Raw genomic sequence first — 26,473 nt, forward strand, 5'->3', positions numbered from 1 at the left:
TCTCTCTATGTGCTCGTTTGAACGTCTAGCCTTTGATCGAACCCACATAAACGCCTTTCACGAAATACTTCTGCAGGAACGGATACACCATTAATATAGGCACCGTCGAAACCACGATCGCGCAATATTTAACCAGCTCCCGGAACGCGGTCGAGCTCTGGGCGCTGTTAATAACGACTCCGCCCGCGCTGCCGATCGTGGTGGCCGTCGAATCATTGGCAACCAGGATTTCCTTCATTAACAGCTGTAACGGGAACAATTCCCTGTCCTTCAGCAGGACCATCGCGTTAAACCAGGAGTTCCAATTCCCGACCAGATAATACAGGAAGATAACGGCCAGCGTGGCTTTCGACAGCGGCAGGATCACCGTGATCAGAATGTTGGCCTGGCTTGCGCCGTCGATCAATGCCGCTTCTTCCAGCTCTCTCGGAATCGATTGGAAGCCGGTTCTTAGAATGATGATGTTCCAAGTGCTTAAAGCGGTCGGCAGAATCATCGCCCACAGATTGTTGTACAAGCCGATGTCCTTCATTAACAGGAACCAGGGTATCAGCCCTCCGCCAAAGAACATCGTGATCGTAATCAGAACCATGATAAAATTCTTGAAATACAAGTCCCGTCTGGAGAGCACGTATGCCCCCAATATCGTCATGACCATATTGACCAAGGTGCCCAATCCAACATAAATGATCGTATTCATGTACCCCTTCAGCAGGCTGTTGTCTTTGAACACCAGCTTGTAACCGTCGAGCGTGAATCCCAGCGGCTTTAACAACACCCCTTTATGTGCCATCAAGGCGCTGGGATCGCTGACGGAGGCAAACAAGATATGCAGTATGGGATAAAAACATACCAACGTTAAGGCGGTTAACAGCGTATAGTTCGTGAAGTCGAATACGCGGTCTCCTATGCTTTTATGCTTCCTTCTTCGTTTCACTTTGAGTTGCTTGATATCCTCCATAACCTTCCCTCTCTCTTACCATAAGCTGGATTCAGATCTGCGTTTCACGATGGTATTTGTCATCCATAACAGCCCGAAGTTCACGATGGAGCTTATTAATCCGACGGCTGTGGAATAACTCAGGCTCGCTTCCCTCAAGCCCCTGCGGTAAACATAGGAAGCGATGACATCCGCCGTATCGTAGATCAAAGGATTATAGAGCAGAATAATTTTCTCGTAGCCGGAAGCCATCAATCCGCCGATTGCAAAGATAAACAGGATGATGATGACCGGACTGATCTGAGGCAGCGTAATGTACCACATTTTTTTCACCCTGCCGACCCCGTCGATATCGGCCGCTTCATATAATGAAGGATCGATGGAGCTCATCGCAGCCAGGTAAATGATGCTGTCCCAGCCTATGCTCTGCCAGATTCCGGAGAAGGTATAAATCGGGCGGAACAAATTGGAGTACCCGAGAAGGGATGAGTAGTCTTTTCCCGTTATGAACGAAAGCAGCTGCGTAACGACCCCTTCATTGGCCGTAAAGATGTGAATGATCCCGCACACAACCACCAGTGAAATAAAATGCGGCATATACGTAATGGTTTGAACGGTCCGCTTAAACTTGGAAGAACGAACTTCATTCAGCAGCAAGGCCAGGATGATCGGTGCCGTAAATCCAAACACGATGCCCCAAACATTCAGCAGGAGCGTGTTCTTCACGACTCTCCAAAAATAGGGTCCGGAGAAAAAATCGATGAAATGCTTGAAGCCCACCCAATCGCTGTCCGCGAAGCCCAGTAAAGGCTTGAAATCCTTGAATGCGATCATGACGCCCCACATCGGTCCATAGCAGAAGATCAAGAACCACGCCACGACGGGAAGGGCCATCACATAGACAAACCAATTCTTTCTGAGATCTTTTTGAATCAACCGTTTGGTATTCTTGGGCTCCGAGGGCGTCCGAACATGGCCTAGTTCCTTGTTTTTCTGTAATATCTCCATGAATCAACCACCTGTTCTTATTATGAAAACTATCGTTGGTTATACCGATCCAAGGCTGCCTGATGGAGACTTAGGAATTCGTCCAGCCCCATGCTCTGCGCTTCCTTCAAAAATTTATCGTAAGCATCGACCGGCAATTCGCCCATAATGATCTTGGCAAAGTATTCTCCGCGCAGCGTGGACAATTGGTTTCCAAGCTCGGCTTCGCGTGAGGCTTCTTCTTTCGTGAACGTGATCGGCGGCATCGCCATGCTGGTATCCATGTTTTCCGTCCAATCCTTTCGGATATCTCCGGAATAGCTTCCCTTCGCCGAAATCAACGGGTTGGCATTATGCTCATCGCGAATGTTCGGCCAACTGTGCCAGCGGTATTTCCAAAGTGTGACGTCTACCGGCTGACCGTCCGGGTCATTGTAGATGTAACTGTTTTCCGGATAATAAGGCATTCCTTGTTCATCCACTAAATGAACCGTGCCGTACTCGCCGAAGTTAATGAGCTCCCAGCCTTTTTTGCTGAAGTTGAAATCCAGCCATGCCATTGCAGCTTCGACATTTTTGCTCTGAGTCGTGATGGCTGCACCGGTTCCGGTTCTTTTGAAGTTTTTATAGGTGGTTGCGGATTTGTCCCCTTTATTCAGAACAGGATTCAGCGCCCCCACGAAATCAATATCGTTCTGCACCTTCCAATAGCTCCACATCGTATCCGGGGAGTCCATCATGACGGCCGTATCATCGGATATCGCGCTAGCCATCCGTTGATTGAAATCGGCGGTAGCCCAATCCCGATTCAGCAAGCCTTCCTTATTCCACTGCTGCATGGTCGCGAGATATTCCTTGGCTTTCGGTTGTGCAGGACCCCATGCGACTTTGCCGTTCTCATCCAGGAAGGTCCAGTCCCAGACGCCATATGCGCCATTAATGATGCCGGTAAAAATTTGGCCGTACGTCGATCCGTAGTTCAGCGGTGCTTTATATCCGACTTCCTTGGATTTCTTCAGAAATTCATACCATTCGTCTATCGTCGTCGGGACTGGAAGTCCCGTCTTATCCAGCGCTTCCTGCTTGATTAATGTGCCGAACCAGATCCATTCGGAATATGGAGCGATCCCGTAGAAACCCAGCAGCCTGCCATCATCGGTCACGGTCGTTTTTCTTCTCGTTTCGTCCGAGTTGCGCCATGCCGAATAGTTCGGGGCATGCTTTTCCATCAGGTCGGTCAAATCGAGGTAAGCGCCGTCGTTTACCCCCGCTTCCAAGCCTCCCGGATAACGGCCCGGGTCAATGATGATATCCGGCAGCTCGCCAGAGGAGATCATCAAGGTGAAGGCATCCGCTTCCTGCCCGACGGGCGGCGTAATGAAGTTCACTTTAATGCCGGTGAGCTTCTCCACCTGCTTCTGAACCAAGTGATTATTCATATCCGGGATGTTGGAGTTGGCAGGCATCCATACATCCAGCACCACATCGCCTTTGACGGGATAAGCGGAATAATCGCTTGGAATGACTTCGTCAAATACATCACCGAGGTATGTATCATTGAGTGTGCCGTTGACCTCATCGATTTGTTCCTGTGTCGGTGCTTTATTGCCCCGTATGTCCCCGCTGATATCTTCGAACGTCACCTCATTCTTCTCTACGCTTTCCTCTTGGGTTACGGTATTGTCTGGCTCGTCACTTGCCTTGCCGCTGCAAGCGGTTACCGTCGAAATGATCAATATGGATATGAATAACAGAGTGAAATAACGTTTCATCGTTCTGTTCATGCTTAACCTCCCATGATATGAATAATTACGAGCACCCTCCGCATTAGCGCCCCAGAGGATCTATATTCCGTAGTTTTTCAGAGGTGCCAGTTTAAAACTTGCTATCTATCATCCTTCATCTTCGCAGTGTCTAAGCACCCCCAATCCGAAATGCAAATCTTCCTCATGGTCATTCCAATGGATCCCCTTTTTCACATGGTAATTGACGGCATTGCCAACCTCTACACACTCATTTAATACAATTATCCTGTATCTTTAACCGAAGTATAAGTTTATAACACCATTCTGTCAACGCTTTCATACATAAATCCCGTAACTAAATTTATTATTTTTTTAAAATCCGCACTTTTAATTTCAGATATCGGAAACAATCCATAAACTTAATAACCCTTATGTAAAAAGGGAGCGCCGTTTTATAACCACGATTTTTGTTATGGATATGTGTGTCTTACACGTTTTACTCTCATTCGTAATAAACCCCCATTCATTACAGATAATCTGTAATGAATGGGGGTTTATCGAATTCTATGAATATTCACTTACACCCTTCCAGCATTTGCCGCCTCTTGCCACTATCATCTACTCTTGGATCTCGTTATGAATCCGCATACATTATTCACCGGACGGTTTGGCCAGAGACTCAGACTCGCCGGCGGGTACGCCGAAATCCGGAGTTCCATCCGGCTTCCAGCCGAATTTCTGAATGCGGGTTGATCGCAAGACCGTATCTACTCCAGGCGCTGGAAGCGCATGATAGACAATCCAGTCCTCCTTGCCATCCGGAGATTGCGTGAAGCTGTTATGGCCGGTAGCATACACCCCGTTTTCCACGCTTTTGCAAAATACAGGCTCCATGGACTTAGTCCAGGAAAGCGGGTCCATCGGATCCGCAGTTTCCTCCATCGTGAGCATCCCCAGCGCATAATCCTCAGACCATGTAGTGCTGGCCGAGTATACCAGGAAGATGCGGCCGTTTCGCTGAAGGACGACAGGTCCTTCGTTAATGGCCATTCCGCCTTGTTTTTCCCAGGATAGGGTCGGGGCAGTAAGTAATACATGATCTCCCGTCAATGTCCAAGGGTTTGTCATGCGCATGATATATATAGCGGACCCATAATCTGGGAAGTGACCGTACCCGGCATACAGGAAATAAAGCTGATCCCCTATGGACATAACCGTACCATCCAGGCCGGGGACGGGAGTCGGCAGCGCACCTTTCCATTCCCACTCGCCTTCCATCGGATCAGGCTCCCCGTTCTCCAGCACGCATATTTGGCGCGACTCGTCGCCTCCCCCATCATTTGCCGTGAAATAAATGTACCATGTGTTGTCCACATAATGAATTTCCGGCGCCCAGAGGTTATGACTATAGCGTCCGCCGGCTTCCGGAGTCCAGATCGTTTTCTTCCGGCCCTCCGCAAGGCCTGTCAAGGTCGCGGATTGCGTCAACTCCAGACGATCGCGTCTCGTCGACATAAAATAATAGTGGCCGTCCGTATGCTTCCATACCCAAGGATCGGCTGCTTGCTCCACAATCGGATTATTGAATGTTGGTCCATGTGGCATCTTCTTATCCCCCTCATCCCTTGAATTTCCTGGTTTTTGATCAACACTACGGCAATTCAAACCTTGACTCCCTTTAGCTCCCCACACCTCCCCAGAAAAGTTAAACCCAATCTTACTGATGTCTTCCAGCCTTGTCTATACGCAATTTAGGTGTATTTACCGCGTTAGTTTATGTGACATATCTAGTTATAGTGAAGTATTGATGGCCAAGCATCTATTACCTTCTGAAGAAAATTGACGGCGTTTCGATGCGTTTATTGGAAATTCGTTACGTGCTTCACGATCAAAAAAAAAGCTGATCCCGAAGGATCAGCTTTATCGTAAAATCGATCTCGCCAAACGAAACCCGAGATCCTCAATCCGAAACGTCGGGTGGCTTCGGCGGCGGCATGTCGCCCCGCAGCCCCTGGCCTCTTCCGCCCAGCTTCCGCCGCGGAATACTCTGTACGAGCCGTATACATCCGGATCGTATACATCCCAGCACCACTCCCACACATTTCCGAGCATATCGTAAAGGCCCCACGCATTCGGACGCTTTGTGCCTACCTCATGCAGGGCTCCCCCGGAATTCCCTTCATACCAAGCGATGTCATCAAGCTCTCCGTAACGATAGCCATCACTCCCGGCTTTGCACGCATATTGCCACTCCGCTTCCGTCGGAAGGCGGTATCCATCCACCTCCCAGTTACACACGACACGTTCACCTTCGTCCGAGACCGAATAACATTCGTCCAGACCCGAGTGTCGAGATAGCACATTACAGAATTCAATCGCATCATTCCACGATACATCCACGACAGGAGCCTGCATGACCTCAGCAAATCCTGCTGAATGTGGCATAAGCGAGAAATATAACGCCTTCGTAACGGGAACCGGTGCAAGCTGAAAAGCGTTCACTTCAACCGCCCAAGAAGATTGGATACGGTCGTCCCTCAATTGAATTTCGCCTGCCGGAATGTTCACCATCGGGTATTCTTTTGGATTAAATCCAGGTGCTGACAATGATCTTCCTCCCGGTTTTCATTTCTTAGTTCACCCTGCTTAACCGTTCAATCCCTTGCTGTTCAGTCGGCAAGAAAAAGAAATCTTTCCCCTTATTGCATTCATATATGAAATCTTGCAAGCTTTGGCTTGGATACACAGAAAAATCACCGATGATCGCAACCTTCACATGATAATTGATATACTTCTGAAGGATTTCGCCTGCAAGGCGGGTCTTCAAATCGAAGAAGGATTTGCTGAATATTGATTGATTCATTACCATACGATGGCTTCCCGTTTCATATTGCACGGTTGCCATAAGATCCAATGCAGACTGAACATCCTCAATTAATATTTCATTACTGCTAACGACCGCTATCGTTCCTCCATCTGTTTCAATCTTCTCTATATTCATAGTCACCCTCCTGTTTTGGTAAGTCTTCTCACATAATCCTCACATATGTACCGATTGTCGTCGCCGTTGGCTGGCGGAACGTTAGCAACTCGAAAAAAACTCAGACCTATAGCCATCGCCAGCACACCATAGGCAGCGCTGTGTGGATCCTCAACGGACATCTGTCCCGCCCGATTACCATAATCCATGATCTTAGCGATGCCATGGAGATCCGTCTCGTAGCTCTTCGATACAACTTCCTGCAAATTGCGATCCAGCATGGCCTTTGAGTAAAACTGGACAAAGAGCTTGGCTTGATCCGCAAGCGGAATATACATCTTGTCGACCCCGTCCAGCTGCGACACATTAATCGTGCGATCCGCGTCATCGCTGAGCGGGGGAAGTATAAACTTCAGGGTAAGATCCATCATTTCTCCCGGTGTCATCGTTTGCTCAATGCCGGATTCGATCTTCAGTCCATAGTACGCCAAGAACGATTTGAAGGCTTCAATCGTCAGATGATCCTTGTTCTTGAAATAATATGTGACAACTCCTTTGGAACAGTTCGCATGATCGGCCACCTTATCCAACGTCATGCCGTCAATTCCATACATGCTGATGCAGGTTAACGTGGCATTAATGACCTCTGCCCTGCGCTTCGGTCCCATTCCTAATTTAGGCATGATTTCTTCACCTGTATCTTTGTATTTTATTTATACTGAACAGTCGGAATAAAAAGAGTGTACACAAGGATGGTACATATTGTCAATGGAGGTTTATGATCAGCCCCAGCGCGACAGCCCTTTTTGTTTATAAATCGCAGGAATGGAATGCTCCTATATAAAAAAGAGATATTTCCTTATTCAGAAAATATCTCTTTGAGTGTTACACATCCTTTATCTCAGATCAGACTCGAAGCTTGCAGCTTTTCCGAGTTAGAATTGGAACAAAAGTAGATACAAGCTGTTATTTCCCCGCCAAAAACTCATCCAGCTGACGCTGGATCTCAGCGACATAGTCATCAATGCCCGCCGCTTTCAGCTTCTCGATGGCTTTGGGATACTCCGTCTCAAAATCGACGAAACCGGAACGAATAGCGGCTAAATCCTTGCCGGCGACTTCTTTCAGGGCCGTCTCGATTAACTTGACCTTTTCATTGTTAAATCGGAAGCCCAATGAATCGGATCGGATAGCCTGTTCATCCCAGCTCTTGTACTTATCGATGGACTCTTGCGCCACACTCGGCCCGAACAATTGGTAATTTTGGTTTCTAAACATCCATTCATAGAAGAATTCGCTAGCGGTGAGCTTATTGATTCTTCCATCCACAATCTCGTAGTCCTTGCCTTCGACGCCATAGAGAGCAAACAGATAATTCTCCTGGGATTTATAAATCCAGTTCACGAACTTCATGGCGCCTTCCGGATTAGGAGCATTGACAGGTATGCCCAGCACTTCTCCGCCTGCGGCTGTCACGTAACGCGGTTTATCCTCGGCTAACAGATACGTCTTCACCTCGGCATCCGGCGCATTGGCTTTGATAGCATCGACGATTTCCATTTCCTTGCCCAAAGATCCTTCAACCCATAAGTATAAGCCTGTCTGCATGCGGGAGTCTCTCTCGTTATATTTGATGGTCAAATCCTCTGTATACAACCCTGCGTCATACATGGAGTTATTAAACTTCGCGACTTCCTGGAACGCTTCCGTTTCATAGTAGCTGTAGGCTTTTTTACTCTCTTCCCCGAATACGACCAAATCTTCTACGGCGATCCAGTTATATTGTTCATCGGTAAAATATCGGGTCAACGGTTTAAAGACAATATCGGCGGGTCCCTTCATTTCAGGAAATTTCTCTTTCGCCCTTGTTGCGAATTCCTTTAAGTCGTCTGCTGTCTTCAAGTCCGTCATCCCTACCGCTTCGAGGATATCCTGACGAACGGCCACCAGCTGGTACATGGCGGAGGAGGGTGCATAAGCGGATGGAATGCCATGTATCTTCCCGTCGATCGTTGCCCCCTGAAGCTGCTCCATCGGCAGGACCTTTAGCATATCCTGACCATATTCCTTGATTAAATCATCCAATACCATGGCTTGTTTCTTGTTTACGATGGTAGAAAGGTCCGGGAGGCCGTCCCAATATAAATCGATCGGTTCATTTGCGGCCAGCATGATATCTTTTTGTTCCCAATACTGGGCCCACGGCACAAATGTGACTTCGACCTTCAAACCAAGATCGGCTGCCATCTTCTCGGCAAACTCGTTGTCCAGAAATTCGCTCATGCGATCGCTTCGCTCCCCCGGATACAGAATCGTGACGGTTTCGAGCTTGGCTGCCCCCTCTTTTTTGTCGCTGCATCCTGCCATAACCGAAACGGACGCCATCAATAAGACCAACAAGATCAGCATTGTCCTTGCTTTCATGAAAGACCCTCCCTAATAAAATAGTTTATCTATGTTAAAAGCCGATATCGGCCAGTAACCATGCAGGCGTCTATTCTTTGACGGCACCAGCCATAATCCCGTGCACGAAGTATTTTTGAATGTAAGGGTAGAGGAAAATGATCGGGCCGATCGTAATGACCGTAATGGCCATCTTCACGGTCTCCGCAGGCAGTGTAATGTTGCCTGATGCCCCTGATGGAATTCGTCCGGAGCTTATCGCATTGACGTTCGACAAGATGTTGTAGAGGAAATACTGGAGTGGAAATAAATCGCGATCATTAATAAAGATCAGAGCATGCCACCAATCATTCCAATATTGAAGCGCATACATTAAACCAACCGTCAACAGTGCGGTCTTGCTTAATGGAAGAGCGATTTTTACATAGATCGTAAAATAATTGGCGCCGTCCATCTCGGCCGCTTCATATAAAGATGGAGAGATGCTTGCAAAGTACGTTCGCATCAGAAACATGTTCCAGACGCTGAATATAGACGGCAGGATCAAGGCCAGAATGCTGTTCTTCAGTCCATAATAATTGACGCTGACCATGTACCACGGAATGAGGCCAGCCGAGAAAATAATCGTAAAATTGCTAATGAAGGCGAGTACGTTACGGTATTTCAGCTTTTTGATCGATAGGGAAAAGGCAATCATGCTGGTAATCAGCAGCGCCCCCATCGTCCCCACGGTCGTTACAAGCAGGGTCACGCCATAGGATTTGAGCAATTTCATTCCACTATTAACAAAGATATATTTATAGGTATCCAAGCTGGGGCTCAGTGGGATGATCGAATACCCGTTTCTCGCAACGGCCTGCTCCGAAGAAAAGGACACGCTTAACGTTAAAACAAGGGGATACAGACACACGAGCGCGAATAAGCCAATGAAACCGTAGGCAAAGGCTATCACCAATTGATCGCCAAGCAATCTATTCTTTTGTTTCATCAAAATAGACCCTCTCCGTCATTTATTTTCTTAGCCGATTGGTTTGCAGCCGTAATCAGGATCAATCCCATCAGTGACTGAAATAACCCGATTGCCGTAGAGTAAGAAAAGCCCAGCGTACGCATCGACTGGTAAACATAAGTATCGATAACCGTGACTTCTTCAGCCAGGACCGGGTTGTTGCCGACAATACCGTAAATCATCCCAAAGTCCCCGTAGAAGATTCGTCCGACGCTCAGCAAGCTCAAAACGATGATCGTCGGCTTCAGCATAGGCACGGTCAAGTAAAAAATCCGCTGCAATTTGTTGGCGCCATCCACCTTGGCCGCTTCGTATAAGCTTCCATCAAAATTGGACATCGCCGCCATATAGATAATGGAACTGTACCCGCTCCATTTCCAGACGCTCGACAGAATGATGATCCATTTCCAATACTTCGGCTCCGAGTACCATCTGATCGGCTCTGCTCCGAAGAACTCCAGAATATGATTGGCAACGCCCACATCGGTAGAGAAGATCCCGTACAGTATCGCCCCAACGACGACCCACGAGATGAAATAGGGAAAAAACATCATGCTCTGAGCGACCTTTTTGTAGGTTTTATGCCGGATTTCGTTGATGAGAATGGCAATGCTGACAGGAATGATAATGCCTAAGATGAGACCAAAAAAGTTGATGTACAGCGTATTATAGGTAACCTTCCATCCCATGCTGTTTTCCGAGAAAAAGTATTTGAAATTGTCCAGACCCACAAATTCACTGCCGAAGATGCCGTCAACCACATTAAAATCGGTAAATGCCATCCATATTCCGGCAAACGGGATATAAGAGAACATGATCAGCACGATCAGAGCAGGCACGCACATCAGATACAGTATTCGGTTTTTCGTTATTTCATATAGAAACCCCTTAACCACGGAACCCATTCCATCACTACCTTTGCAATGTGATTAAACGATTATGCCAAAATGCTCTGCTGCAGCCTCTCCTTAAGCTGATCCAGATCGATCACGGTACCAGTAATTCTCGCCTCTTCCGCGGCATAGGCCATGATATGGCTTTCGACGGACATGTCGATGGAGGATCTGCTGCTGAAGTCGGCATTCCCCAGATTCTCCAAAAAGTCGTTCATCAGACCGGTATCGCCGCCGTTATGTCCGCCGCTCACCGTTGCTGGCCGAATGACGGTTTGCTGAACGGGTTCTGCCATATTGGAGTTAAAGCGGGTGACTTCGATAATGTTCAAGTTATCGTCGCCTCGAATTTCCCCATGCTCGCACATGATTTTGAGCGTACGGTACATTTTGTTGGTGAATCCGCTTAAATTAAACGTTGCCGTTACTCCGTTCTTGAACTCGATCACGGTGACTTGATGGTCGCACACATCATTGTCGAGCCGATAAACACAGCGTCCGTAAGGACTCGTTGCGAGCGCTTGGAGCAGTCCCTCCTCGCTCTGATCCGCCGAAATGACGGTAGCGGGCCACTGGCCCCTTATAGGCAAATAGGCTTTTCTTGCATCGAATCGGCAGTTCGCTGCTACCTTACAGTCGAGGCATCGTTCCGCGCTTCCTGCCGGTGCATTCTCCGCCTTAAAATAAGTCAGGCTGCCATAGGAAGAGATCCGTTTCGCTTGACTGTCCACCAGCCAGGCCAAAATATCCATGTCATGGCAGGACTTCTGCATGATAATTGGACTGGCCAGGTCGCTTCTCCTCCAGTTGCCTCGTACAAAGGAGTGTGCCATATGGAAATTGCCGATGTTCTCGTTATGCTGTATGGTCACGATCTTGCCGAGCTCTTGGCTATCGATGATTTTCTTGATTTCCGCAAAGAAGTTCGTATATCTGAGCACATGGCATACAATCACTTTCCGGCCTGTTTCATTGGCTTTTCGTTGTATTCTCAAGCTTTCTTCCGGACTTGGCGAAATGGGCTTTTCCAGCAAAATATCATAGCCAAGATCAAGCGCTCTCATCGTTTGCGCGTAATGATCACGATCCATAGAAGAAACAATGACGGCATCGCAAATTTTGCCGAGCCGATAAAATTCATCTACGGATTCAAATTGTTTCTCCAAAGGAATCCGAAACTCGTCCGCTGCCGCCTTTCTTCTGCTGTCATCCGGTTCAACGACCGCAACGATGTCCTCGCTTGGGTATGCATGCCTTGCGTAGATCATGCCTCTTTGTCCTGCGCCGATTAATGCTAACTTCAAATCCATAACCTCCAGCAAACTCGTATTTGTCCTAACCATCTTGTTCGAAACATCTATTCCTGTTCCGGAATCACGGGATCCTCCAAGGGGTAATATCCTTCCGGATCATAGTCATCCCAAATATTCCTAAGCGGATCCTCATCGGATATTTCGACTTGGATCATGCCTGCCTCATAATATCCATCCTGCTGCGGGTTCTGTATATGCAGGGGGATATACGACCGGTCTTCGAAAAAGAGTGCTATACTCAGCGTATATTCTCCCGGTAACATATCCTTCAAGGGGACCATCTCATTATGGACAAGGTCCCCGGTTAACCAGGAATGCGTGGCGGCGTGCAGGGGATATTCATAGGAAACCTCCCCCTGCTGTAACTGCACCCATAACTGAAAATCCCGGTATATTCTCGAGCTGCCCTCGTTGACAAACCAGAAACGCAGCGGCAAGCTTCCACGACTATATACCGTTTCCGGATACGTCAGTCTGCGTAAAGTTAGATGATATCCAAGTCCTATATTCAGATTGGAGAGGGCGGCGTGCCAGCGATATGCCTCGCGTCTGGTATGAGGACCGCAAACGTTATCGGTCACATCAAGGACCACCTGGTAACGCTTCCATACCTTCTGCAGCCTATGTATGGCAAAAGCCTCACAGCATTCGATCCAATTCTGCTCACCGCACTTCACCAGCAGGCCAAATCCGCGGCCGCGGTCTCTTAAATGTTGAATCAATCTGTCATTCTGCAGTTCGGCTAGCAGTGTCTGCGTCTCAAACGACTCCCCATAAGCGTTCCATTCTTCCTTACTGTCAGCTAAGGTTGATATCAGAACGGCTGTTAAGCGTCTGTCGGAGTCGATATAACTCCCGACTTTTCGGACCAAGGCCGCAAAACAATCAGGTTCATAACCCTGAACCCAGATCGGCAATTCCGGTACCAGGACAAGAATGGGATTATGGGCCGTACGCAGTGCTTCTTTGATCGCTTCAAGCCTGTATTCACCTCGAACCGGCTCAAGCGCTCTCCAGAAAAAGGAGACGTATTCGAATGGACCCTGGCTTGCATCAAACTCCCGGTTCAATAAGGGCTGCGGTCGGATTTTTACGGTTTTATACTTCTCGTAATTTTCAAGCGAGTATTTCCCCATCCTCTTCTCTCCCTTGCAAATGGCTGTCAACGGTGCGATGGAATTGCTCGATGTCTGCATCGGTTATGTACGGCCGGCTGCCAATCTTGTCGATATCCTCCCGCAATACAATCATGCTTAATGTGTTAAAACGGGCTCCCGTCTCCATATACGCCGCAGCTGCTTTTTGCAGGGAGGTTGTATATTCGCCTGGGTTTCGGACCGGGTCTGCCTTCCTGTCCCCAAAGGCTTCATAACGCAGCATGCCGTCCCCTTCCATGGTCGGATAATTATAGAATTGTCGTTGAACGAGGACAATATTGCTTCTTTCATGATCCAGGATAAGCGACAACCTGGTATCATAAAGCCAGCTTGAGCTCCAGAAGCCTTTGATGGGTAACTCCGGAAAGTACTGGTCATAGAATGCAGCAGCCATCTCCATGGAATTCTTCAACCTGTCCGGCGTGTACCCGGGGCCGGATGGAATGTGGAGCGCTAACAGCGTATCCCCTGTTTGAAGTACCGGCTCCCATTCCTTCTTCAGGATCGGCGTCGTTTCTCTTTCAACGAATCCCATGGGATTTATCCGATTAGCGATGACAAACTCGGCATTCTCGTGCCATTCTGAGGTGAAGTTTCCTTGAAGATCATATACATCATTGATTCCGTTCCGTTGTCCATCGCTGCGAAATTCTTCGCCTGCGTGCCGAAGGGCAATAACCTCCTGCGTGTTCACATGACGGAACATGGTGAAAGGATCCTCAAATCGGTAGGGGATAAAATAAAACCGGTCTAACAGAAAGATGGAGCAGGTATAAAAATTCATCACCCATGGAAAATCATGAACCTTGGCATCGCCGTGCTGCACCAGCTTTTCCAATTGAAGCTTCAGGGGCTGTTGAGGGATTTGCTCGTAGTAAGCTGTAGGTATGGAACGCGCCTCCAGCATCTTCATGGAAGGAACAACGCAGGCCAGCAGCAAAAGAAAGGAGTATAATTCTCCATATTGCGCCATGCATCCTGGCGTCATATTCGTATAATGGGTCTCATCACAGCGATTGCGCAAAGTGCACATATCCTCTACTAAAAATTGGGTAAAATGAAATAGTACGTCATCCTTTTCTATCGCCTCAATCCCCTGAACGAGCCATTGGCGGGTAGGTTCAGGAATTTGATACTGCTCAAAGATTCCGGACAAGAACTCCCGCGGGATAAGATAGGGCTCGCCATCCGGTTTATATCGATCATATTTAGCTTCCAACCCTTCTGGCAGGTAATCAAAGTTGCAGATTGCGATACACTCGTTAAACTTCAACAGACTCTCCATTTCCTTGTCTCCCCCGTTCAACTGTTAACTTGCCCATCGGGTAATAACCGTCCTTGTTCCCCTCGATGGCCAGCTGGATATTCCCGATTTCCTTAACTCCGGTTTCGATGCCAATCTCCAAATCATATTCGCCTTCGGACATATTACCGGGTAAACCGAAACCCTCTTCCCACACAATATCTTCGTCAGGCAGCCACTCCCTAATATCCTCTCTGCTGCGCAGCGTATAGGTTTGATCTTGGCCAGTAAGCCTCACAACCAGCGGATAAGGATTATAAATCGGTGCTACTCCTACATTAGCCCACAATGCACTGATTTTTAGCTGACCGCCTGCCTTCACCAACGAATCGTACGTGAGCTTTCTCAATTCAAAGCGGTATCCCATCTTGTTCAGCCAAGCCTTGACCTTCTCTTTCCACGGTTCGGGGACTACCGTTCCTTTATTGTTAAAGGATGAAATATGCCACTTCAGCGTTTCTTGAATGATATAATCCATATCCCAGCCCTGAAGATACCAATCATTCATGTGCCAGCATGCTTCAAATAGAACCGGAGCCTTCTCCCAGGCATCGCCCATCTTGAAATTCTGAATATTCTGGGGATAGAAATCCGTCATATGTGACCACTCATTTCCATGAAAGCCGCCCATATCACCCAAGCAATCGACGCGAAAGCCCACTTTGGCTTTGCGCTCCTTCATGATGCTGATCGACAAGGCATCATGCAGCAATGCTTGGAGAGGGGTTATTTTAAACCCATCCAGGTAGGCATCTGTAATGCGTTTAATGGCCTCCGGCTTTAAAAACTCCGTTCCGCCGCCTTCTCCCCAGGCCCCTACAATCGTCAAATCAACCGAGCTTATGACCGGATGTCCGTCAAACCGTGCGGCAAACGCTTTGATAAAGTCAGACCAATACAACACATAGGGTGTTGTCTCAGGATCTACTCTCCAGAACGGAAAGTCCGGCTCCTCCGGATGTTCCGCACGATACCAGGCGGGTATATCATCCTCTTCGCTTAACGCGTATGGGGAACAGCGAACCACGGCCGTACAGCCTATCGATTTGGCGTAGTCCAGCCTCTCCTCAAGAACTTCCCACCTGTACTCTCCTTGGCGAACTTCCAGGTCCCGCCAGCGCACGCTGCAGAAATACACTTTGCTGTCGGGATGATTGTACGTTCTGCTGTCTTCCGTGAACTTATATTTCTTGTGCTCTTCCCCTCGATTGTCGCAGATCCGACCCAGGTCTCCCATTAACCCTGGTGCTGCCGTAAAACCTATGCCCGGGTTGTTTAGGATGTCTTCTAACATCATGGGGTAAACCGTTACTGCTTTGTTCATGTTTTAATCCGCCCCCCGCCGCCTGCTAAACAAACTCTCTTGTTTTGTTACGTTAATATAACGTAACAAATAGACGTAATACTTGTAACGTTTCGTGATTTCATGTTATATCATCCCTGCGTATCCTTGCAATAATAATTTTGGTTTTTTTAAAAATTTGTAGTAACACAGCACGGCAGAAACATGTTATGATTGATTTCAATCATGAATATAGATACACTTGAATAACGTAACGATACTACGCAACAAATAACGCAACAAGACATTTATCAAGTCCATCATTGTTTACCATGTAACATTCCTATAAACTCTAAATGGTGACTATTCGTAACTAAAAAGGAGAATGTGTTTATTTATGAGTACCATTCGGGATGTTGCTAAATTAGCAAATGTATCTACCGCCACCGTATCCAGAGTGTTAAACAATGATACGAAATATAAAATTACGGACGAAACCCGGGAGCGGGTGTGGCAGGCTGTTACGCAGCTCAACTATAAAATCACTTCAAGTCCCAAGCGGAAAGTTGTAACCACGGAACATTCCGACAGCAAGTCGCACATCAAAATCGGGTGTGTATTAAGCGTTACAAAAGATAAATACAACGATCCTTATTTCATGTCGATTTTATCCGGCGTGGAAGAGCGATTGCTGAGCGCGGGATATAGCATTTCCTTTATTCGGACTGGAATTGAACTGAATGACAGCAAGATTTTATTCCATACATTCAGCGAACCGATTACCGGCCTGATTCTTATGGAATCCTTGAACGGCGAAACCTATGAGTATATACGCAAGCAGGTTCCTTATATCGTGGGGATTGATACCGAACGCGGGGATATCGATAATGTGGGTTATGATCATTACAATGTCGCTTCGATGGCCGTCAACCATCTCATTGACAAAGGTCACACCCGGATTGGATATATCGGGGGAAGCGGATTAACGAATAACTTCAAAGACAGCCGCCGTTATCGAGGCTACTACGCCAGCATGCATGCTGCCGGAATGTCGGTGAATCCCGATTGGGTTATTGATTGCATGTGGGATGAAGCGGTCTGCATTGAAAAAGTGAATCATTTATGCAAAACCAAAAATTGCCCGACCGCCTTCTTTGCAGGCAGCGATCTAATGGCTATGGCCGCCCTCAACGGCTTGTATAACAACGGCGTTTCCGTTCCTGATGAAGTAGCCGTCATAGGCTTATCCAATATTGAGGTATCCAAATATTCCAATCCCCCCCTATCAACGATCGACGTACCGACAAAAGAAATCGGCATGGTTGCCGTCGACAACCTGATCGACCGAATAAACGGAAATCAACTGCTGCCTAAGAAAGTGATTTTGCCTACCCGTTTGGTCGTACGAAGTTCTACTTAATGACTGCAACAAAGACGAGATGAATATGTTCTTTGCCCCATAGACCCACTGCACAAGAAGCACCCGACACGGTGCTCTTTTTTTCATGGTGGATGCGGGAACTTCAATTGGAAAGGGGGTGAAAGCTTCAGATTCGGTAGAATGATTTCTACGTTAATAAAGAAGTTTGGACTTGCAGGCTTTATGACATCCATCATTTTGTGAGGAGGTTTGACATGAAAGCATGGGGTATCAAAATGAAGTTGACGCTTACTGTTTTTACGATGACGGCCATTCTTATTGCCTTATTCCCTTCTCCCCTCTTTATTTCGACTGCGGAAGCAGCCTCCATCGTTATCGATGGTAACCCGGGCGACTGGGAAGGGATTCCGGTTATTTCCACGAATTCGGGAACAGCTGGCGTCCTAAAGGCTGCCCACGATGACAGCAATCTGTATCTGCTTGTGGAAGGCGCCGGCCTTAGCACCACCATGGGGAGCTTCTGGCTGAATACGGATGGGAAAACTTCGACCGGATATCAAGCCTTCGGATGGGGTGCGTCCGGTATTGAATGGCTCCTCGAGAATCAATCGCTATATCGCTATGCAGGAAATGGAAGCAGCTGGAATTGGGATTTGTCTTCGACTCTTCCTTCTTCTCAATATGTACGTACCTCATCGACCATTGAAGCTGCACTCCCTCTCGCTACGCTTGGACTTGCAACAGGCAGCAGTGTGAACATCGGATATCTGGATAACAATTCGGATATAAACCGACTGCCAGCGCTGAACCAGTCCCTTCCCGTTTATACGCTTAATGCAGGTAATCCCGGAGAAGAACGGATCGAATTTTACCCAAGCGAGCTGGATGATCCGCTTAATAACCCGTTTAAGGGCTGGGCACCTTCAGCGAAATCTACCCATTACCCTCAGGACCACCGTCTCGTGTATGCCGGTGTCACCTGGAAGGAGTTAGAGCCAACCAAAGGCAACTATGATTTCAATGCGATTGAAGCGACCAACCATTTCGACTATTGGCAAAGCCGCGGAGTTAAGGTAGTCCTTCGCATTATTCTGGACAGTCCTTCCGGTGTGCCTCACCGGGACATTCCTGACTGGCTCTATCATGACATGGTGAGTCTGGGACAATCTCCAGGCAAGGCCTACCAGGATGCAACCGGAGGCATGGGAGCCGGCAACAACACGGGCTTCTCCCCCAATTACAGTTCCGAGTATCTAATCGCCAGACATAAGCTTGCCATTGAGGCGATTGCGGAGCATTACGACACGGCTGACAGCCCGATTGCTTTTGTACAAATCGGTTCGCTTGGCCATTGGGCGGAATTCCACACCTGGCCTTACATCGGACCGAACGGGGAAAGCAACTATACGGGCGCATTCCCTCCGAACGAAATATCCAATCAGTACATTCAGCATTATATCGATGCATTTGCCGATCAGGAGGATCATACGCAGCTCTTGATCAGACGAAGCGTGGAATTGGCCAAGAATAATAACAAGGGTCTGGTTCTTGGAATGTATAATGATATGTTCGGCGATCAGCCGAGCTTCGATTCCGAATGGGGATGGTATACCGGCACACAGAACGGTTACTGGGATGATATCGGCCAGCAGCAGCCAAACCATGCCAACTTCTGGAACACGCGCGTATCTGGCGGTGAATTTTACGGCGGTGCCTATGGCATGAATGCTGCACTTACAACTGGCAGCGGCTTCAATGAGACGCTGCGGCAGACCGAGCTCAGCAAACCGAGCTGGCTGGGACCCAATGCTCCGGCTTCCTTAGCGCTGGGCAATCCTTTGCAGGGCAATATGGATACACTGAAGAAACGAATGGGCTATCACTTTGTCGTGAGCAAGGCTTCATATCCGCAAGATAGCGGAAGCACGCTTGATGTATCCATCGCTGTGGAGAATAAGGGGGTTCAACACTTCCCGTTCAACTGGCCTGTTGAAATCCAGCTGCGCAGCGGCGGGAACATCGTGGCGCGTCAAACGACAACCGCAGACGTAACAACCTGGAGAACCGGCTTGCATACGGTCTCAGGCTCTATCTCCACCAACTCGCTGGCAAACGGAACCTATGAGCTGGCAATCGCCATTCTTGATCCGTCTACAAACCAACCTGGGGTTGATTTTGCTAATACGGAACGTCTATCAGACGGAGCTTATAAGATCGGTACATGGACAAAATAACGAAATCGGCAGACTGATATCCGAAACTATGAAAACAGCTATCGGGAATATCCCGATAGCTGTTGCTCGTCTCAGATTCCAATAAAACCACCCTCTGGCTGCGTGCTCCACAGTTTAGGTAACCATGTTCTTGATATGACTTCACTTCACACCAAGCCTTTCAATTGGTAAGGTTCCCCTTATTTTCCCTATGCTTCATTCCGGCCCATGCTATAATGGACTCACTATTTAAGCATGCGGAACAGGGGCGACTATTTCATGAATTCTCCTAAAACAGTACTGATCATTGAAGATGAGCAGGATATCTCTCGCATCGTGAACGACTATTTGCGTGTTCAGGGATTCAGCACATTCATCACGGAAAATGCCGGCGACGGATTGCAGGAAGTCCGCAACCGGCAGCCGGATTTTATCATTCTCGATCTGACATTGCCTGATGCTGACGGAATTGAAGTATGCCGCAAGCTCCGCACGTTGACGGCTGCGCCCATTCTTATTTTAAGCGCCCGCAGCAGCGATACGGACAAAGTGCTTGCCCTTGGTTTCGGCGCCGATGATTATATGACCAAGCCTTTCTCGCTCAGTGAACTGGTCGCCCGCGTTCAGGCACATTTGCGCAGAATTGCAGACCCGAAATTCCCGTCAGCCCTACAGCAGCGAGTGCAATTCGGCACCCTTTCGATTGATAAAAATGCCCGCAGGGTCATGGTCGGACAGCAGGAAATTTCGTTATCCGCCAAAGAATTTGATCTGCTTTACTTCCTGGCGTCTAACCCGAATCAAGTGTTTACCAAGTCGCAGCTGCTGGATCAGGTCTGGGGGTATTCAGCTTATGTCGAGGATAATACCATCACGGTCTACATTCGGCGGCTCCGCGAGAAGCTGGAGCGGGCCGAGATCAACTCCTCCTATATCAAAACGGTTTGGGGCGTCGGTTATAAATTCAACCCCGATGAGACGGTGTAGCCCCCATGTACTGGAAATCGTGGCAAACAAGAAGGCTCTGGGCAGCCTGCCTATCTATCATGGTTATTTTGTTATCCGTCGTTTGGCTCGTTTGGCCCTCAAACCAGCCCGATTCGTCATCCATTGTCAACCCTATTCGCGTGCTGACGAATACGGTTGTCCATAACCTGGAGAATGGGCATGCCGACTTGCTGCTGGCCGATGCTCCGATTCGGGGGCAATTAACCAGCTGGAGTCAAGAGACAGGGATCGGCCTCAAGGTTGTATTTCCTGACGGAACGATGATCTATGACAGCGATGATTCATCCGTGCGCCATATTCATCCGCGCTTTGAACTCGACTACACGCTGCGTATTTCTGACAGCGAACCGTCTTATTATCATCTCGCTTTTCCGCTGCTGGACGCCGGCAGCAAAAGCTTTGTGGGCTACGCTCAGTTTGCTGTGCCTGCATCTGTCGTAGCCTCAGCCTTCCCCTCCTCAGACTTGCCGCTATATGTGCCATGGGCGCTGCTATCTCTGGCCCTATTGACGCTGCTTTATTTATTCTTCTCCATCGGACGCCGGGTGCAGCATGATTGGGTTGAGCCTGTCGCCGGGCTCAAGCCTTATGCCGAAGCCATATTGAAAGGCAACTACGAGCAGCGTGCCGAATGGACCAGCGATAACGAGGTCGGGGAGCTCTATGCCGTATTTGATCTCATGCGTGAAGAGATTCGTAATTTGCATATGCAGCAAGCCGCGCACAGCCAGTCGCACAAAGAGCTGATTTCCAATCTGTCTCATGACTTAAAAACTCCGCTGGCAACGATCAAAGCCTATATCGATGCAATTCGGGAAGGCATATGCCCGGATCTGCCGAGTGTGATGGCATACCTTGAGGTGGTGCATGCGAATACGAGCAAGATGACCGTGCTTGTAGACGATTTGCTGCTGCACGCCCTGCGTGATCTGGAGCAGATTGCCGTACATCCGATTGAGCAATACAGCGCTCCAACGCTGGAGCCGATCTTGCGGGCGATGGCCCATTATATCCGTACGATGGGCGTACGCTGCCAAGAACCCTCTGCTATTCCCAACGTGCTTGTCGTTATCGATGCCATACGGATCGAGCAAGTTCTGTCCAATCTCGTCACGAACGCACTGAAGCATACGGAGCCCGGGGATACGATTCAACTCGCTGTTGAAGAACACTCGGAAACATCCTGCCTGCAGATCATCGTCTCCGATACAGGGAGCGGAATTTCCCCGCAGGATATGCCTTTTATTTTTGATCGGTACTACCAAGGCAGCGTTTTACAACGAACGGCCAGCCAACCGACCGAGCGCCACGGGGTCGGACTTGGGTTGTCGATATGCAAGTATATTATGGAAGCGCATGGCGGCACGATCTCTTTTCACAGCCAACAGCAGCAGGGAACGACTTTCTACTTGACTCTGCCCCTCAGCTGACCCCTGTCATAATTTATTTATAAACTAATAACAAATGTGCAAGAATCGTTCTCTATAATTTGGTGGCATGGGAAGATAAGAGAGGAGATCAGAATATGCCTTCAAGCAAAACCATTATGCTGCAAGCTGCAAATTTATGTAAAACATACACCACTGGCAAGGAGCAGTACCATGCCATTCGGAATGTCGATCTTTCGATTTACGCAGGAGATTTCACGGTCATCATGGGCGACTCGGGGTCGGGAAAGTCCACCTTGCTGTACTTGCTCAGCGGACTTGATGAAGTGACAACCGGAGAAGTCTGTCTGCAGGGACAGCGCTTTGATCAATTTTCAGCCAAGGAGCTTGCACGCTTTCGGGCGAATCGGATCGGTTTTATCTATCAAAACAGCAACCTTGTACCCGATCTGTCGCTGTTCGATAACATTGCCCTCCCTGGATATATCGCAAATCAGGATAAGGAACAAGTACGGCAACGGGCAAATGACTTGATGGTCAATCTCTCCCTCGATAAACAGAGCAGCCGGTTGCCTTCCCAAGTATCCGGAGGGCAGCAGCAGCGGGCGGCAATCGCCAGGGCGCTCATCAATAACCCGGACATCATTTTTGCTGATGAACCTACCGGCAGTCTGAACTACGAACAAGGCGTTACGGTGCTTGATATATTGAGCCGGATGCATGCGGACGGTCAATCGATTGTCATGGTCACCCACGACATGAAGGCAGCCTGCCGGGGCAATCGCCTTATCTACATTAGCGACGGCAAGATCGGTGGCACGCTGGATATGGAACCCTACAGTCCGGAACAGGCCTCCGAGCGGGAAGCGATGATCTTCGCTTATGTCACCGGGAGGAGGTAGTCTGGGATGCGAGCCATATTGACACTCTGCTGGGGCAACCTACGCAAAAGAAAAATGCAAAACACGCTGATCGCATTGCTTATTGCCCTATCCGCTCTACTCGTCAGCACCGCATTCACGGTCTTGATGAATACGGAGAATGTATTCAATGATCGCCATGCGGCTGCTCATGGTGCGCACGAAGTCATAAATATGACCCGTGGGCTGCATGACGAACAGTTGGTAGCCGACTGGTGGTCCAGCCAAGAAGGCGTAAACGCGTCCAGCTTAATCCCTTACAAGCCATGGACCGGACTGGTCTTTAACGGGAAAGAATTGCCCAATCTTTATCTGTATATGATCAATACCCCGCCGATGCCGCATGGGGTCAACAATCCTCTTCCCGGTACAGGCCCTGAGCATCTGACGGTTCCGGAAGTCGGCGAAATCTGGATACCCACCTCGCTTGCCTACAAATACAACATGCATATCGGCGATGAATTGGTGTTCACCTCAGGGTCTGCACCGGCACAATTCACGATCGGTGCGATTGTCATTGACATATCCCATGGCGGTCCTTTCTCGACCACTGCCCGCATCTGGATGAACGAAGCCGACTATCGGTCAACCATGGGTAGCTTGTCCACTCAGGAGCAATACATGTTGTCGCTTCGCTATTCGTATCCTGAACAAAGCGAGGAATACTGGCAGCGCTTTGAGCAGGCGCTCGGGTCGCCGTTTTTAGAGGAACGCGTTTCGTTTGCCGAATTGTCGGCCTTTTATTTCATCATGAACAAGGTGATCGGCTTTGTGATGAGTTTCCTCGGACTGGTCATGATCCTCGTCGCCTTGCTCACGATCGGCTTTACGATCACGGACACAATCCTTGCCAATTACCGCACGATCGGCATTCTCAAATCGATTGGCATGACCTCCGAACGCATCATCGGCACCTACCTGCTGCAGTACGGTTTAATGACGATTGTCGCCTTGGTCCCGGCACTGATTGCAAGCCGCTTCCTTTCAGATGTCATCATCCGGAATTCCCTGTCTTTCCTCAAATCCGACACAGCTCCTGTTCCCGTTCAAGCGGCAGACGTTGCGATCTGGACTGGCTGCGGCCTGCTGCTCATCATCCTTCTATGCGTCCTTGTTTATGCTTCCAAGACACGCCATATCGAGCCCATTCAAGCGATCCGTTATGGCATGTCGGAGTCTTCACATAGTCGTATCCATCGGCATGGTGCTCGCAAAAGACTGCTGGATCGATGGTCCGTACCCACGGTCATCGGCTGGAAGCATGTGAGCGGCAACAAAAAAAGCGCAGCGCTAATCTTTCTGTTGATGAGCATCACGGTGGCTGTGCTCGTCTTTGGCGCCATGCTGGTAACCAGCGTCTATCGAATCAGTGAAACGTCGGCTCAGTGGGGTTATGACGATGCGGATATCGCGATTATGGTCATCCATGCGGAAGGTATAGATCGGGCGGAAATGCAATCTTATATCCAAAGCGACCCTCGGGTTCACAGTCTGAACTGGTCCGGATCATCCACCGGCGTCATCGCCATGGCCGAAGAGGATGACAATCCTCAACAGACATTCAGCCTCCCTTTGACGGTCGTGGAAGGCAGCATGAACGAGATCGGATTTGCCTCGCTTGCAGGCCGTAATCCCGTACTCCCTAATGAAATTTCCATCGGGATCAATATTGCCCGTAAATTGCAAAAAGGCATCGGCGACATAGTCACGATCTACATTGAAGGAGAACCGCATCCATTGCTGATCACCGGCACCTTTCAGTCCATTTCCAATATGTCGAACGTCGCCAGGGTCACATCGGATCTTGTCGAGCACTTGAATCCGGACGCCGGGTTTATTCAACTTAAGGACAATGCGGACAGCGATGCGTTTGTGCAGCAGTTGAACGAACGTTACAGCCCTTCCATTCAAGCGCTGAAGCAGGAAGTGCTGCTCGATTCCGTATTCAAAGAAGCTGCGGCGGTTTTGCTCATTCCGATGAGTATGCTGGCCCTTCTGTTCATGGCTGTCACTTCTCTTATTGTTTATACAACTTGCCGGCTGCATATTCGTAAGGAAACGAAAACATATGGCATTTATGCCTCGCTCGGCCTGACCGCTACCGACATTCGTCGTGCCTTGACAAGCGGCATTGCCGGACTGGCTGCGCTCGGTGCGCTGGCTGGCATCGCTTGCGGCGTCTACGCATTGCCGGCCGTGCTGCGCGGTCTGCTCTCTACCTATGGGATTGTCAAGCTGCCGCTCATCATGGAATGGCCGCTGGTCATTGGGCTGACGCTGATCGCGCTTGCTATCGCCGTCAGCGGCTGCTGGCTGGCTTCGCGAATCCTCCGCCGCACCTCCCTTCGTGTGCTGGTCATGGATTCATGAAGACGCTCCATGAACAGAAGATGACCTCCGAATGTCGGAGGTCATTTTTTTACTTCTTGCCTTAATAAATCTTCTTATTTTAATTCACATCGTATTTGCTCTTTCCACTTGATAATATTTGCGATGGCATTTGTTTCACCGCCTAAATAGATATCTTCTATGGTCATTGACCAAAATTTAGATTTGCGATTTCTTTCGTTATGCGGAAGAGGGTTTGTTATTTTAGCTACCTTGGTTACTCTCTCTCGATTTTTCTTGAGTATATAGGCGGTATCCCAATCATGATCATAAGCATTCGTAAATAAATCAACCAGCAATCGGTAACCTTCCTCTGTATAGTTGGAAGGATGCTGCAGCATATAACATGAAACAAGCCAAAAATGCAAAGCATATAACGCTGGATCACGATGTTCCCACACAAGGGGAAAACCGAATAATTCATAGCAGGAAAACCCATCGATCTCCTTAGCTCCACACTCCATACATCTTCCAGACTCCATTACGGTGTGATGATCAGCCATTTTATAATCCCCCTATCCTAAATGCTACTTTCCCCAAGATTAATAGATTGACGTTGCGTAAAGTCAACTCTTTGTATTCAATTCCCCTGCCTGAATCTTATGTCGCCAGTAAAACAGAGGGCGTGATCCTTATTCCCCCTACACTTGAAATCCAAATAGAAACACATGAGGCACAGAAGGTATCTTCTGTGCCTCATGATTCAAGTATGCTTTTTGATATATTCCTCTTGTTTTTTTAATTCCATGTAACGAATAATCAGCTTATCCAACGACTGTGAAATGGCGACAACATCTTGATGCACCAATTCGAAACTGCTGGCCACTCGCTCAAGTTCTCTTCGGAGAAGTTCGAGTTTTTTCGATACTTGTTTGAGTTCACTCTCGATAGAAATCACCTTGTTCACCCACCCCCGTCGTAACAAGTGATTGATGACAGTTGCTGTTAACGCGAATCAGCCTAACGGAGGTATCCCTCGTATTCGGCAACTGGCTGGCATCGAGGACATTAGCCCCTGTGGCTTTGTGTCGCAGTCTCATACTTATAAGTATAAAATTCGACTCAACCAAAAAAAATACCCAGAATTGGGTAATCTTTACCTAAGTACTTCAATAAATTCAGCTTCTAAAGTTGTTCCATGGATAATAAATTACTTTCTGCGT

Annotated in this window: 22 protein-coding genes; 6 read left to right on the top strand and 16 right to left on the bottom strand. The window is 48.5% G+C overall.

Annotation, left to right across the window (positions count from 1 at the left end):
• Positions 1-25: 25 nt before the first annotated feature.
• The 14 genes from MKX98_RS25210 to MKX98_RS25275 all read right to left on the bottom strand — a co-directional run bounded on the left by MKX98_RS25210 (position 26) and on the right by MKX98_RS25275 (position 16,054).
• Complete coding sequence (locus MKX98_RS25210; RefSeq protein WP_071223309.1) at positions 26-961, bottom strand: carbohydrate ABC transporter permease; 936 nt, start codon at positions 959-961, stop codon at positions 26-28.
• A gap of 15 nt (positions 962-976) precedes the next feature.
• The gene (locus tag MKX98_RS25215) at positions 977-1,948 is read right to left on the bottom strand and encodes an ABC transporter permease subunit (RefSeq protein WP_339219100.1); all 972 of its coding nucleotides are present in this window, start codon (positions 1,946-1,948) and stop codon (positions 977-979) included.
• 29 nt (positions 1,949-1,977) lie between these two features.
• The gene (locus tag MKX98_RS25220) at positions 1,978-3,711 is read right to left on the bottom strand and encodes an extracellular solute-binding protein (RefSeq protein ID WP_339219102.1); all 1,734 of its coding nucleotides are present in this window, start codon (positions 3,709-3,711) and stop codon (positions 1,978-1,980) included.
• 612 nt (positions 3,712-4,323) lie between these two features.
• Positions 4,324-5,277, bottom strand: coding sequence for a glycoside hydrolase family 43 protein (locus MKX98_RS25225; protein WP_339219104.1), 954 nt, complete (start codon positions 5,275-5,277; stop codon positions 4,324-4,326).
• A 315-nt stretch (positions 5,278-5,592) separates the two neighbouring features.
• Positions 5,593-6,243: an SUMF1/EgtB/PvdO family nonheme iron enzyme gene (locus tag MKX98_RS25230; protein WP_339224577.1), complete on the bottom strand. Its 651-nt coding sequence runs from the start codon at positions 6,241-6,243 to the stop codon at positions 5,593-5,595.
• 61 nt (positions 6,244-6,304) lie between these two features.
• Positions 6,305-6,673 (bottom strand): DUF4180 domain-containing protein, encoded by a 369-nt coding sequence (locus tag MKX98_RS25235; RefSeq protein WP_339219106.1) that lies wholly within the window; start codon positions 6,671-6,673, stop codon positions 6,305-6,307.
• Positions 6,674-6,675: 2 nt separating this feature from the next.
• Positions 6,676-7,335, bottom strand: coding sequence for a TetR family transcriptional regulator (locus MKX98_RS25240; protein WP_339219108.1), 660 nt, complete (start codon positions 7,333-7,335; stop codon positions 6,676-6,678).
• A 283-nt stretch (positions 7,336-7,618) separates the two neighbouring features.
• Positions 7,619-9,076, bottom strand: coding sequence for an ABC transporter substrate-binding protein (locus tag MKX98_RS25245; RefSeq protein WP_194544068.1), 1,458 nt, complete (start codon positions 9,074-9,076; stop codon positions 7,619-7,621).
• Positions 9,077-9,146: 70 nt separating this feature from the next.
• Complete coding sequence (locus tag MKX98_RS25250) at positions 9,147-10,043, bottom strand: carbohydrate ABC transporter permease (protein WP_071223322.1); 897 nt, start codon at positions 10,041-10,043, stop codon at positions 9,147-9,149.
• On the bottom strand, positions 10,043-10,969 hold the full coding sequence (locus tag MKX98_RS25255) for an ABC transporter permease subunit (RefSeq protein ID WP_113061348.1): 927 nt from the start codon (positions 10,967-10,969) through the stop codon (positions 10,043-10,045). Before MKX98_RS25255 ends, MKX98_RS25250 begins: the two co-directional genes overlap by 1 nt.
• A gap of 32 nt (positions 10,970-11,001) precedes the next feature.
• Complete coding sequence (locus MKX98_RS25260) at positions 11,002-12,267, bottom strand: Gfo/Idh/MocA family oxidoreductase (protein WP_233355048.1); 1,266 nt, start codon at positions 12,265-12,267, stop codon at positions 11,002-11,004.
• Positions 12,268-12,314: 47 nt separating this feature from the next.
• Positions 12,315-13,406: a DUF4832 domain-containing protein gene (locus MKX98_RS25265; RefSeq protein WP_339219116.1), complete on the bottom strand. Its 1,092-nt coding sequence runs from the start codon at positions 13,404-13,406 to the stop codon at positions 12,315-12,317.
• On the bottom strand, positions 13,387-14,712 hold the full coding sequence (locus MKX98_RS25270) for an acyltransferase domain-containing protein (protein WP_339219118.1): 1,326 nt from the start codon (positions 14,710-14,712) through the stop codon (positions 13,387-13,389). The genes MKX98_RS25265 and MKX98_RS25270 overlap by 20 nt, the downstream gene beginning before the upstream one ends.
• Positions 14,690-16,054 carry a DUF4832 domain-containing protein gene (locus tag MKX98_RS25275; RefSeq protein WP_339219120.1) on the bottom strand — a complete coding sequence of 455 codons (1,365 nt, stop codon included), beginning with the start codon at positions 16,052-16,054 and terminating at the stop codon, positions 14,690-14,692. The genes MKX98_RS25270 and MKX98_RS25275 overlap by 23 nt, the downstream gene beginning before the upstream one ends.
• A 355-nt stretch (positions 16,055-16,409) precedes the next feature.
• On the opposite strand from MKX98_RS25275, the gene MKX98_RS25280 reads away from it, so the two are divergent.
• The 6 genes from MKX98_RS25280 (at position 16,410) to MKX98_RS25305 (ending at position 25,292) form a co-directional block, all read left to right on the top strand.
• Positions 16,410-17,432 carry a LacI family DNA-binding transcriptional regulator gene (locus tag MKX98_RS25280; protein WP_339219122.1) on the top strand — a complete coding sequence of 341 codons (1,023 nt, stop codon included), beginning with the start codon at positions 16,410-16,412 and terminating at the stop codon, positions 17,430-17,432.
• A 215-nt stretch (positions 17,433-17,647) separates the two neighbouring features.
• Positions 17,648-19,627 carry a DUF4832 domain-containing protein gene (locus MKX98_RS25285; protein ID WP_220684203.1) on the top strand — a complete coding sequence of 660 codons (1,980 nt, stop codon included), beginning with the start codon at positions 17,648-17,650 and terminating at the stop codon, positions 19,625-19,627.
• A gap of 258 nt (positions 19,628-19,885) precedes the next feature.
• On the top strand, positions 19,886-20,593 hold the full coding sequence (locus MKX98_RS25290) for a response regulator transcription factor (RefSeq protein WP_194544076.1): 708 nt from the start codon (positions 19,886-19,888) through the stop codon (positions 20,591-20,593).
• Positions 20,594-20,652: 59 nt separating this feature from the next.
• Positions 20,653-22,044, top strand: a complete 1,392-nt coding sequence (locus tag MKX98_RS25295) for a HAMP domain-containing sensor histidine kinase (protein WP_339219125.1) — start codon at positions 20,653-20,655, stop codon at positions 22,042-22,044.
• 95 nt (positions 22,045-22,139) lie between these two features.
• Entirely contained in the window at positions 22,140-22,904 is a 765-nt protein-coding gene (locus tag MKX98_RS25300) for an ABC transporter ATP-binding protein (protein WP_339219127.1), read from the top strand.
• A 6-nt stretch (positions 22,905-22,910) separates the two neighbouring features.
• Entirely contained in the window at positions 22,911-25,292 is a 2,382-nt protein-coding gene (locus MKX98_RS25305; protein ID WP_194544079.1) for an FtsX-like permease family protein, read from the top strand.
• Between the two features lie 74 nt (positions 25,293-25,366).
• On the opposite strand, the gene MKX98_RS25310 is transcribed toward MKX98_RS25305, so the two are convergent.
• Together MKX98_RS25310 and MKX98_RS25315 are read right to left on the bottom strand one after the other, a co-directional pair.
• Positions 25,367-25,813, bottom strand: a complete 447-nt coding sequence (locus tag MKX98_RS25310) for a DUF5946 family protein (RefSeq protein ID WP_194544080.1) — start codon at positions 25,811-25,813, stop codon at positions 25,367-25,369.
• Between the two features lie 200 nt (positions 25,814-26,013).
• Positions 26,014-26,217: a Spo0E family sporulation regulatory protein-aspartic acid phosphatase gene (locus MKX98_RS25315; RefSeq protein ID WP_194544081.1), complete on the bottom strand. Its 204-nt coding sequence runs from the start codon at positions 26,215-26,217 to the stop codon at positions 26,014-26,016.
• Positions 26,218-26,473 lie beyond the last annotated feature (256 nt).

The organism is Paenibacillus sp. FSL W7-1332, assembly GCF_037969785.1.
Taxonomy (GTDB): Bacteria; Bacillota; Bacilli; order Paenibacillales; family Paenibacillaceae; genus Paenibacillus_AQ.